Annotated in this window: 1 protein-coding gene; it reads left to right on the forward strand. The window is 63.7% G+C overall.

The window, feature by feature from the left end:
- Positions 1–17 precede the first annotated feature (17 nt).
- Positions 18–12929: a non-ribosomal peptide synthetase gene (locus tag AB4N82_RS18625; RefSeq protein ID WP_122764595.1), complete on the forward strand. Its 12912-nt coding sequence runs from the start codon at positions 18–20 to the stop codon at positions 12927–12929.
- Positions 12930–13071: the final 142 nt, after the last annotated feature.

A 13071-nucleotide genomic window follows, 5' to 3' on the forward strand; every position in this document is an offset into this window, starting at 1 on the left:
TTTCAGGCAGGAACCCCATGATGGACGCCTTCGAACTTCCCCGCACCCTGGTCCAGTCCCTTCAACGTCGCGCCGTGCAGACCCCAGACCAGGTGGCTCTGCGCTTCCTCGCCGAGTCCGCCGAGCACAGCGTTGTGCTCAGTTATCGCGACCTCGACCAACGCGCCCGCACCATTGCCAGCGCCCTGCAGGCCAATGCCGCGCTGGGCGACCGCGCAGTGTTGTTGTTCCCCAGCGGTCCGGATTACGTCGCGGCGTTTTTTGGTTGCCTATACGCCGGGGTGATCGCAGTGCCGGCCTACCCGCCGGAGTCCACCCGCCGTCATCACCAAGAGCGTTTGCTGTCGATCATCAGCGACGCCGAACCGCGCCTGCTGCTGACCATTGCCAGTCTTGCCGATGGCCTGGCACAGATCGAAAATGCGCCGCCGGTGTTGAGTGTCGATACCCTCGATGCGCCAGTGGCCGATGCCTGGATCGCCCCTGACCTACAGCCCGACGACATCGCGTTCCTGCAATACACCTCCGGCTCCACAGCGCTGCCCAAAGGCGTGCAAGTCAGCCACGGCAATCTGGTGGCCAACGAAGTGCTGATCCGCCGTGGCTTTGGCATCGACCTCAACCCCGACGACGTGATTGTCAGCTGGCTACCGCTGTACCACGACATGGGTCTGATCGGCGGCCTGTTGCAACCGATCTTCAGTGGCGTGCCGTGCGTGCTGATGTCGCCTGCGTACTTCCTTGGCCGGCCATTGCGCTGGCTGGAAGCGATCAGCCAATACGGCGGCACCATCAGCGGCGGCCCGGATTTCGCCTACCGCCTATGCAGCGAACGGGTCAGTGAGTCAGCCCTGGAACGCCTGGACCTGAGCACGTGGCGCGTGGCCTATTCCGGCTCCGAGCCGATCCGGCTCGACACCCTGGACCGCTTCGCCGAGAAATTCGCCGCCTGTGGTTTTAGCTCAGACAATTTCTTTGCGTCCTACGGCCTCGCCGAGGCCACGCTGTTTGTCGCTGGCGGCACCCGGGGTCATGGCATCCCGGCGCTGCGCGTCGACGAGACGGCGCTGGCTGCCAACCGCGCCGAACCGGGGCAGGGCAGTGCGATCATGAGTTGCGGCACCAGCCAGCCGGAACACGCGGTGCTGATCGTCGATCCCCACACCTTGAGTGAGCTGCCCGACAACCGCGTCGGCGAACTCTGGGCCACCGGTCCGAGCATCGCCCACGGCTACTGGCGCAACCCCGAAGCCACGGCCAAGACCTTCGTCCAGCATGCCGGGCGGACCTGGCTGCGCACCGGCGACCTGGGCTTTATTCGCTTTGGTGAGGTGTACATCACCGGCCGCCTGAAAGACCTGTTGATCGTGCGCGGTCATAACCTCTACCCGCAAGACATCGAGCAGACTATCGAGCGCGAAGTGGAAGTGGTGCGCAAAGGCCGGGTTGCTGCGTTTGCGGTGAATGACCAGGGTCTGGAAGGCATCGGCATCGCCGCTGAAATCAGCCGCAGCGTGCAGAAAATCCTGCCGCCCGAGGCGTTGATCAAAGCCATCCGCCAAGCCGTGGCCGAAGCCTACCAAGAAGCGCCGAGTGTGGTGGTGTTGCTCAACCCCGGCGCATTGCCCAAGACCTCCAGCGGCAAGGTGCAGCGTGCGGCCTGCGCGCTGCGTCACGCCGACGGCAGCCTCGACAGCTATGCGCAGTTCCCCGATCTGCAAGGGCTGGCGGGCGATGCTGCGCTGGAATCCGAACTGCAACAGCAGATCGCGGCGATCTGGTGCGAACAGTTGCAGGTCGCGACCGTTGCTGCCGACGATCACTTCTTCCTGCTCGGCGGTAACTCCATCACCGCTACCCAAGTGGTCGCACGTCTGCGTGAAACCCTCGGCCTGGAGCTGAACCTGCGCATGCTGTTCGAGGCGCCGACCCTGTCGATGTTTGCCGCCAATGTTGCGCAATCGCAGCAGGACGGCGGCGTAGCCCAAGGTGCAATTCATGCCTTGTCACGCCAGGACGAACTGCCTCAGTCCCTGGCCCAGAATCGGCTGTGGATCACCTGGCAACTGGACCCTCAGAGCAGCGCCTACACCATTCCCGGTGGCTTGCGCCTGCGTGGCGAGCTGGACGAAGACGCAGTGCGCCTGAGTTTCCAGCACCTGATCCAGCGCCACGAAGCCCTGCGCACTCGCTTCTACGAGCGCAACGGCCAGGCCTTCCAGCGTGTTGAAGCCAACGTGGCGTTCGACCTGCAAGTCATCGACCTCAGCGACCTGCCCGCTGCCGAGCGCGAAACCCGCGCGCAGCAGATCCGCGAAGACGAAGCACGCACTCAATTTGATCTGGAAAAAGGCCCGCTGCTGTGGGTGACACTGGTGCGCCTGGACGACGAAGACCATCAACTGCTGGTGACGCTGCATCACATCATTGCCGATGGTTGGTCGCTCAACATCCTTATCGACGAGTTCTCGCGCCTCTACGCCGCGGCCTCCCAGGGACAATCCCTGGAACTGCCGGCCCTGGCCCTGCAATACGCCGACTACGGCAGTTGGCAACGTCAATGGCTGGCCGAAGGTGAAGGTCAGCGCCAACTGGCGTACTGGAAAAACCAACTGGGGGACGAGCACCCGACCCTGAGCCTGGCCACTGACCATCCGCGCTCCGCGCAGCACATCCGCAGTGCTTCGCGCCATAGCGTGCGCCTGAGCGTCGGCCTCAGCGAAGCGATTCGCCAGACCGCCCAGGCCAATGAGTCCACGCCATTCATGCTGTTGCTGGCGGCGTTCCAGACCTTGCTCTATCGCTACAGCGGCCAGCGCGATATCCGCATCGGCGTGCCCAATGCCAACCGCCCGCGCCAGGAAACCCAAGGCCTGATCGGCTTTTTCATCAACACCCTGGTGCTGCGCGCCGAACTGGACGGGCGCCTGCCGTTCAACCAGCTATTGGCCGCCACCCGCGAGACCGCACTGGGTGCCCAAGCCCATCAGGACCTGCCCTTCGAGCAACTGCTGGAAGCCTTCCCTCAGGCCCGCGAGCAGGGCTTGTTCCAGGTCATGTTCAACCACCAGCAACGCGACCTCAGCGCCTTGCGCCGCCTGCCGGGCATGCTCGCCGATGAGCTGCCGTGGCACAGCCGCGAAGCCAAGTTCGACCTGCAACTGCATACCGAAGAAGACCGCAACGGCCGCCTGAGCCTGGCGTTCGACTACGCCGATGAAGTGTTTGAAGGCGCAACCATCCAGCGCCTCGCCGAGCACTTCATCAACCTGCTGCACGCCATCTGCGAGCAACCCCAGCAAGCCCTCGGCGACCTGCGTTTGCTGCAAGCAGACGAGCAGCAACCGTGGAGCCAAGCGCCGTGTGCGCCCGCCCAGCAATGGTTGCCCGAGCTGCTCAATCAGCAGACTTCGGACAACACCGCGTTGGTCTGGCAGGACGGCAGCCTGACCTTCGCCCAACTGCATGCCCAAGCCAACCGCCTGGCCCATTACCTGCGCGACAAAGGCGTGGGCCCGGACGTGTGCGTGGCTATCGCCGCCGAGCGTTCGCCGCAACTGCTGATCGGCCTGCTGGCGATCATCAAGGCCGGTGGCGCCTACGTGCCGCTGGACCCGGATTACCCCGCTGAGCGCCTGGCCTACATGCTCAAGGACAGTGGCGTGCAACTGCTGCTGACCCAGACCGCAGTGTTGGAAAAACTGCCGAGCGCTGACGGCGTGTGTGTCATCGCCATGGACAGCCTGCATCTGGAAAGCTGGCCGACCCAGGCGCCGGGCCTGCACCTGCACGGCGACAACCTCGCCTACGTGATCTACACCTCCGGTTCCACCGGCCAGCCCAAAGGCGTCGGCAATACCCATGGGGCCCTGGCCGAGCGCTTGCAGTGGATGCAGGCCACTTACCAACTGAACGACACCGACGTGCTGATGCAAAAGGCACCGATCAGTTTCGATGTGTCGGTGTGGGAATGCTTCTGGCCGTTAATCACCGGCTGCCGCCTGGTGCTGGCCGGCCCTGGCGAACATCGCGACCCGCACCGCATCGCGCAGTTGGTGCAGGAACATGGCGTGACCACCCTGCACTTTGTGCCGCCGCTGTTGCAGCTGTTCATCGACGAGCCGCTGGTACCCGAATGCACCAGCCTGCGTCGCCTGTTCTCCGGCGGTGAGGCGTTACCAGCCGAACTGCGCAACCGCGTCTTGGCTCAGTTGCCGGCGGTGCAGTTGCACAACCGCTATGGCCCGACCGAGACCGCGATCAACGTCACCCACTGGCACTGCACCGCTGAAGATGGCGAGCGCTCGCCGATTGGCCGACCGCTGGGCAATGTGATCTGCCGCGTATTGGACGATCACCTCAACCTGTTGCCGGCCGGTGTGCCGGGCGAACTGTGCGTCGGTGGCATCGGCCTGGCGCGGGGGTATCTGGGGCGTGCCGGTTTGACCGCCGAACGGTTTATCGCCGACCCGCTGGGCGAGGCGGGTGCGCGCCTGTATCGCACTGGCGACCGTGTACGCTGGAATGCTGACGGCGTGCTCGAATACCTGGGGCGTCTCGATCAGCAGGTCAAGCTGCGCGGCTTCCGCGTGGAGCCTGAAGAAATCGAAGCGCGCCTGCTGGCGCTGGACGGTATCGCCCAGGCCGTCGTGCTGGTGCGCAATGCCACACTGATCGGCTACTACACCGCAAGCAGAGCGCTGGACGAACAGGACGTGAAAGCCGCCCTGGCCGCCGAGCTGCCCGAGTACATGGTGCCCGCGCAACTGATGCGCCTGGACGCCATGCCCCTGAGCCCCAGCGGTAAGCTGGACCGCCGCGCATTGCCGGAGCCGGTGTGGCAAACCCGCGAACACATTGAACCCGAAACCCCGTTGCAACAGCAGATCGCGGCAATCTGGCGCGAAGTGCTCGGCCTGCCGCAAATCGGCCTGCGCGATGACTTCTTCGCCCTCGGCGGCCACTCATTGCTGGCCACGCAAATCATCTCCCGCACCCGCCAGGCCTGTGACGTTGAGCTGCCGCTGCGTACCTTGTTTGAAGCCAGTGAACTGGGCGCGTTTGCCGAGCAAGTCGGCCTGATCCAGGCCTCGGGCCAGCGCAACCAGCAAACCGCGATTGCCAAAGTCGACCGCAGCCAACCGGTGCCGCTGTCCTATTCCCAGCAGCGCATGTGGTTCCTCTGGCAGATGGAGCCGGACAGCCCGGCCTACAACGTCGGTGGCATGGCGCGCCTGCGGGGCGTGCTGGATGTGGGGCGTTTCGAGGCGGCGTTGCAGGCCTTGATCATGCGCCACGAAACCCTGCGCACCACGTTCCCCAGTGTCGACGGCGTGGCCTATCAAAAGGTCTCGCCGCAGACCGGCGTGCGCATGGACTGGCAGGATATTTCGGCGCTGAATGAAACCGAGCGCGAGCAGCGCTTGCAGCAGTTGGCTGATCACGAGGCCCATACGCCGTTCAACCTGGAAACCGGCCCGTTGCTGCGCGCGTGCCTGGTCAAGGCCGGCGAGCAGGAACACTACTTGGTGCTGACCCTGCACCACATCGTCACTGAAGGCTGGGCCATGGACATCTTTGCCCGTGAACTCAGCGCGCTGTACGAAGCCTTTATCGACGAGCGTCTGTCGCCACTGTCGCCGTTGCCGGTGCAATACCTCGACTACAGCGTGTGGCAGCGTCAGTGGCTGGAGTCCGGCGAGCGTCAACGCCAGTTGGATTACTGGACCGCGCAACTGGGCACCGAACACCCCTTGCTGGAACTGCCCGGCGACCGCCCACGACCACCGGTACAAAGCCACCAGGGCGAGCTGTACCGCTTCGATCTGAGCGACGCGTTGGCTGCCCGCGTGCGTGCCTTCAATGCCGAACGCGGCCTCACGCTGTTCATGACCATGACCGCGACCCTGGCCGTGTTGCTCTACCGCTACAGCGGCCAGACCGACCTGCGCATCGGCGCCCCCGTGGCCAACCGTATTCGCCCGGAAAGCGAAGGGCTGATCGGCGCATTCCTCAATACCCAGGTGCTGCGTTGCCAGCTCAATGGTCAGATGAATGTCGGCGAGTTGTTCGAGCAAGTACGCCACACCGTGATCGAGGGCCAATCCCACCAGGACCTGCCGTTCGACCATCTGGTTGAAGCCCTGCAACCTCCGCGCAGCGCCGCGTACAACCCGTTGTTCCAGGTGATGTGCAACGTGCAGCGCTGGGAATTCCAGCAGAGCCGTCAACTGGCCGGCATGACCGTCGAATACCTGGCCAACGATGCTCGCGCGACCAAGTTCGACCTCAACCTGGAAGTGACCGACCTCGACCATCGCCTGGGTTGCTGCCTGACTTACAGCACTGATCTGTTCGACGAACCGCGCATTGCGCGCATGGCTGAACATTGGCGCAACCTGCTGGAAGCGTTGATTGCAGACCCCGATCAACGCCTCAGCGAACTGCCGCTGCTGACCGCCACCGAACAACGCGCATTGCAGGACAGCCTGGGCGTCGAGGCCGGTTTGCATCGTCTCGACCAGTGCATTCATCAGCTGTTCAGCCAGCAGGCGCAAATGCGTGCGCAGGCTCCGGCGCTGACCTTTGCCGGCGTAACCCTCACTTACGCGGAACTCAATGCACGCGCCAATCGCCTGGCCTGGATGCTGCGCGAACGCGGCGTCGGCCCGCAGGTGCGGGTCGGCTTGGCGCTGCCACGCTCCCTGGAAATGGTCATTGGCCTGCTGGCGATCCTTAAGGCCGGCGGCGCCTATGTGCCGCTGGACCCGGAATACCCGCTGGACCGCCTGCACTACATGATCGAAGACAGCGGCATCGGCCTGTTGCTCAGCGACGCGGCGATGTTCGAAGCCCTGGGTGAACTGCCGGCCTCGGTGGCGTGCTGGTGCCTGGAAGACGACTCGCCAGTGCTGGCGAATTACCCGGCCGATGAGCTGCCATTTATCAGCCTGCCACAACACCAGGCGTACCTGATCTACACCTCCGGCTCCACCGGCAAACCGAAAGGCGTGGTGGTGTCCCACGGCGAAATCGCCATGCATTGCCAGGCTGTGATCGAGCGTTTCGGCATGCGCCCGGACGACTGCGAGCTGCATTTCTATTCGATCAACTTCGACGCCGCCACCGAGCGTTTGCTGGTGCCGTTGCTCAGCGGCGCGCAGGTGGTCTTGCGGGCCCAAGGCCAATGGGATGCGGAGGAAATCTGTGGGCTGATCCGCACCCATCGCATCAATATCCTCGGCTTCACCCCAAGCTATGGCAGCCAGTTGGCGCAGTGGCTGGCGACTCAACACCAGACCCTGCCCGTGCGCATGTGCATCACCGGCGGTGAAGCCCTGACCGGCGAACACCTGCAGCGCATTCGCGCAGCCTTCCAGCCAGAGGTGTTCTTCAACGCCTATGGCCCGACTGAAACCGTAGTGATGCCTTTGGCCAGCCTGGCGCCGGAGCACTTGGAGGAGGGCGCCGGCAGCGTGCCGATCGGTAGCATTATCGGCGACCGTGTGGCCTACATTCTCGACGCCGACCTGGCCTTGGTGCCCCAAGGCGCAACCGGCGAGTTGTATGTCGGCGGCGCGGGCCTGGCCCAGGGTTACCACGAGCGCCCGGGCATGACGGCGGAGCGTTTTGTCGCCGATCCCTTTGCCGCCAATGGTGGCCGCCTGTATCGCACCGGCGACCTGGTGCGCCAACGCGCCGATGGTCTGGTGGAGTACCTGGGGCGTATCGACCATCAAGTGAAAATCCGTGGTTTCCGTATAGAACTGGGCGAGATCGAAACCCGCCTGCTGGAGCACGAAGCTGTGCGCGAAGCGGTGGTGCTGGCGCTGGATTCGCCGAGCGGCAAACAGCTCGTGGCGTACCTGGTCAGCGACGCAGAGCACGGGCCATTGCGCGAGGCGCTGAAGGCGCATCTCAAGGCGCAACTGCCGGACTACATGGTGCCCGCGCACCTGATCGTGCTCGACAGCATGCCGTTGACCGCCAACGGCAAGCTCGACCGCCGTGCCTTGCCGCAACCGGACCCCGAGGCCAATCGCCAACAGTACGTAGCCCCGCGCAACGAACTGGAAAGCACCTTGGCCGCGATCTGGTGTGCGGTGTTGAACGTGCAACAAGTCGGCCTGGACGATAATTTCTTTGAACTGGGCGGCGACTCTATCCTGTCGATCCAGGTGGTCAGCCGTGCGCGGCAGGCAGGAATTCATTTCAGCCCCCGCGACCTGTTCCAGCACCAAACGGTGCAAACCCTGGCCGCGGTGGCCACGCGCTCCGAGCAGGTCACGGCGGAGCAGGGCGTACTCACCGGCAGCTCGGGCCTCACGCCGATCCAGCACTGGTTCTTTGACACCGACATCCCGGCGCGTCAGCACTGGAACCAGGCGTTGGTCCTCAAGCCGCTGCAATTGCTCGAACCCCATCGCCTGGAGCAAGCGCTGCTGGCGGTGCTGGAACACCACGACGCCCTGCGCCTTAGCTTCACGCGGCGCAACGCGCAATGGCATGCCGAACATTTGACCGTGCCCCAGGGCGGCGTGCTGATGCAGGCGCAAGTGCGCGATATGGCCCGGTGCACCGCCTTGTTCACTGACACCCAACGCAGCCTCGACCTTGAACACGGCCCGCTGCTGCGCGCCTTGCTGGTGGATGGCCCCGAAGGCCAGCAACGCCTGCTGATCGCGATTCATCACCTGGTGGTGGACGGCGTGTCGTGGCGTGTGTTGCTCGAAGACCTGCAGAACGTGTATCGCCAACTGAGCGAGGGCGAGTCCGTCAGCCTGCCGGCCAAGACCAGCGCCTTGCGTGACTGGGCCGCGCGCTTGCAGGCTTATGCCAGCAGCGAATCCCTGCGTGAAGAATTGAGCGTGTGGCAGGACCACTTGGCGGGCCCGACGGTGGCGTTGCCGGTGGACCGTGCACAGGGCACGTTGCGCAATCGCGATGCCGACACGGTCAGCGTGCGCCTGGATGCCGAACACACCCGTCAGTTGCTGCAACAAGCCCCAAGCGCATACCGCACCCAGGTCAATGACCTGTTGCTGACCGCCTTGGCCCGCGTGCTGTGCCGCTGGAGCGGGCATGACTCGGCGCTGATCCAACTGGAAGGCCATGGCCGCGAAACCCTGTTCGATGAGATCGACCTGACCCGCAGTGTCGGCTGGTTCACCAGTGCCTATCCACTGCGCCTGACGCCCGTGCAAATCGAAGAAGCGGCCGGGCAGGGCGCCTCGATCAAGGCGATCAAAGAGCAACTGCGGGCGGTACCCCACAAAGGGTTGGGCTATGGCGTGCTGCGCTACCTGGCGGACGACCTGTGCAAGCAGGCCATGGCCGCGCTGCCAACCGCCGACATCACCTTCAACTACCTCGGCCAGTTCGACCAGAGCTTCGGCAGCGAGGCGCTGTTCCACCCGCTGGATGAGTCGGCGGGCCTGGCCCATGACCCGGATGCGCCGCTGCCCAACGCCCTGAGCGTCGACAGCCAGGTGTATGGCGGTGAGCTGGTGCTGCGCTGGACCTTCAGCCGTGAGCGCCACGATGCAGACACCATCCGCGAGTTGGCCGAGGCCTACGTCGCCGAGCTGTACAGCTTGATCGCCCATTGCCTCAAGGATGATGCCGGTGGTCTCACACCGTCCGACTTCCCCCTGGCGAAATTGACCCAGCCGCAACTCGACAGCTTGCCGGTCCCGGCCAGCGCCATCGAAGACGTGTACCCGCTGACTCCGATGCAAGAGGGCCTGTTGCTTCACACTTTGCTGGAGCCGGGCACCGGTCTGTACTACATGCAGGACCGCTACCGCATCAACAGTGCCCTGGACCCTGAGCGTTTCGCCCAGGCCTGGCAAGCGGTGATCGCCCGTCATGAAGCCTTGCGTGCCTCGTTCTGCTGGAACGTTGGCGAAGACATGCTGCAAGTGATCCACAAACCCGGCAGCACGCCGATTGAATACCTGGACTGGAGCAACGATCCCGAGGCTGAGCAAGAGCCGCGTCTGCAAGCGCTGCTCAAGGCCGAGCGTGAAGCCGGCTTCGATCTGCTCAACCAGGCGCCGTTCCACCTGCGTCTGATCCGCGTCGGCGAAGCGCGCTACTGGTTCATGATGAGCAACCACCACATCCTTATCGATGCGTGGTGCCGTTCGCTGCTGATGAATGACTTTTTCGAGATCTACATGGCCCTGGGCGAAGGCCACGACGCGCAGTTGGCCACGGCGCCGCGTTATCGCGACTACATCGCCTGGCTGCAACGTCAGAACCTGAATGAAGCGCGCCAGTGGTGGCAACAGAACCTGCAAGGCTTTGAGCGCACCACGCCGATCCCGAGCGACCGCCCGTTCCTGCGCGAACATGCGGGCCACAGCGGCGGGATGGTGGTGGGCGACTGCTACACCCGTCTTGATGCCCACGATGGCGCGCAACTGCGTGAACTGGCACAGGCCCACCAACTCACCGTCAACACCTTTGCCCAGGCGGCATGGGCCCTGGTGCTGCGCCGCTTGAGCGGCGATCGCGACGTGTTGTTCGGCGTCACCGTGGCCGGGCGTCCGGTGGAAATGCCGGAGATGCAACGCACCGTCGGCCTGTTTATCAACAGCATCGCGCTGCGGGTAAAGCTGCCGGAAGACGGTCAACGTTGCAGCGTGCGTCAGTGGTTGAGCGGCTTGCTCGACAGCAACATGCAATTGCGCGAGTACGAATACCTGCCATTGGTGACCATCCAGGAACACAGCGAATTGCCTAAAGGCCAACCGCTGTTCGACAGCCTTTTCGTGTTCGAAAACGCCCCGGTGGAAACCTCGGTGCTGGACCGTGCACAAAGCTTGAATGCCACCTCGGATTCCGGCCGCACCCACACTAACTTCCCGCTGACCGCCGTGTGCTACCCCGGCGATGACCTGGGCTTGCACCTGTCTTACGACCAGCGTTACTTCGACGAAACCACCGTGCAAAACATGCTCGGCGAGTTCAAGCGCCTGCTGTTGGCGCTGGTGCAGGGGTTCCATGGCGACATGGCCGACCTGCCGTTGATTGGCGAACAGGAGCGTGAATTCCTGGTTGAAGGCTGCAACCAGAGCGCACACGTCTATCCGCTGGACCGTAGCTATATCGAGCTGTTCGAAGCGCAAGTGAGCGAGCATCCGCAGCGGATCGCCGCCAGTTACCTGGAACAGCAGTGGACCTATGACGAACTCAACCGCCGCAGCAACGGCTTGGGCCATGCATTGATCGCGGCGGGTGTCGGCCTGGATCAACCGGTGGCCTTGCTGGCCGAACGTAACCTCGACCTGCTGGGCATGATCATCGGCAGCTTCAAGGCCGGTGCGGGTTACCTGCCGCTGGACCCGGGCCTGCCAAGCCAGCGCTTGAGCCGCATCATCGACATGAGCCGTACGCCGTTGCTGGTGTGCACCGAGGCTTGCCGCGAGCAGGCCATTGAGTTGCTCGACGGTTTTGACTGCCAGTTGCTGGTGTGGGAAGAAGTGCCGGCTCGTGGTGAGAACCCAGGCATCTACAGTGGCCCGGACAACCTCGCCTATGTGATCTACACCTCGGGCTCCACGGGCTTGCCCAAAGGCGTGATGGTCGAGCAGCGCGGCATGCTCAATAACCAACTGAGCAAACTGCCGTACCTGGACCTGAGCGCGGCGGACGTGATCGCGCAAACCGCTTCGCAAAGTTTCGACATTTCCGTGTGGCAATTCCTCGCCGCGCCGCTGTTCGGCGCGCGGGTGGACATCGTGCCGAACACCATCGCCCACGATCCCCAAGGTTTGCTGGCCCACGTTGAGGCACAAGGCATTACCGTGCTGGAGAGCGTACCGTCGCTGATCCAGGGCATGCTGGCCCAGGACCGCATCAGCCTCGACGGCCTGCGCTGGATGCTGCCCACCGGTGAGGCGATGCCGCCGGAACTGGCGCACCAATGGTTGCTGCGTTACCCGCAGATCGGTTTGGTGAACGCTTATGGCCCTGCGGAATGCTCGGATGACGTGGCGTTCTTCCGCGTTGATTTGGCATCGACCCGTGGCACCTATCTGCCGATCGGCACGCCGACTGACAACAACCGCCTGTACCTGCTGGATGGCGCGCTGGAGTTGGTGCCCCAAGGGGCTGTCGGCGAGTTATGTGTAGCCGGCACGGGGGTGGGGCGTGGTTATGTCAGCGATCCGTTGCGCACCGCTCAAGTGTTTGTGCCGAACCCGTTCGGCGCACCGGGCGAGCGCTTGTATCGCACGGGCGACCTGGCGCGTCGGCGCAGCGATGGTGTCTTGGAGTACGTCGGGCGTATCGACCATCAAGTGAAGATTCGCGGCTACCGAATCGAACTGGGTGAAATCGAAGCGCGCCTGCACGAGCAACCGCAAGTGCGCGATGCAGCGGTGGGCGTGCAGGAAGGCGTCAACGGCAAGCATCTGGTGGGTTATCTGGTGGCCGCTGATGAAACCCTCAACCCAAGCGAGCGCCTGGACCGCATCAAGCAACACCTGCGCGCCGAGCTGCCGGAATACATGGTCCCGCTGCACTGGCTATGGCTCGACCGCCTGCCGCTCAACGCCAACGGCAAACTCGACCGCAAGGCCTTGCCGGAACTGGAAATCGGCCAGTTGCACAGCCAGGATTACCTGGCACCGCGCAACGAACTGGAAACCACCTTGGCCGCGATCTGGGCCGAGGTGCTCAAGGTCGAGCGCGTGGGCGTAGAAGACAACTTCTTCGAACTGGGCGGGCACTCGTTGCTGGCCACGCAGATTGCCTCACGGGTGCAGAAGACCTTGCAGCGCGATGTGCCACTGCGGGCGATGTTCGAGTGCAGCACGGTGTCGCAATTGGCCGAGTACATCGAGGGATTAGCGGCCAATGAGATCAGCGCGGAGAAGGTGGATCGGTTGAGTGATTTGATGGCGGAGTTGGAGGGGCTTTAACAAATGGACTACGCGCCTGCGCCGCCGCAGGCGTGCAACCATCGGTCGCAAAGTGGATGTTTTCAGTCTGAACTGTCAATTCTGACAGTAGGCGGTGCTTTATTCCTGAGAGCTAATGATCAAGCGTTCACGACCCTCCAGG

The organism is Pseudomonas sp. H1_D04, assembly GCF_054683855.1.

Coding starts and splice junctions, on each gene's coding strand:
- AB4N82_RS18625 (WP_122764595.1), top strand. CDS start 18: ATGATGGACGCCTTCGAACTTCCCCGCACCCTGGTCCAGTCCCTTCAA.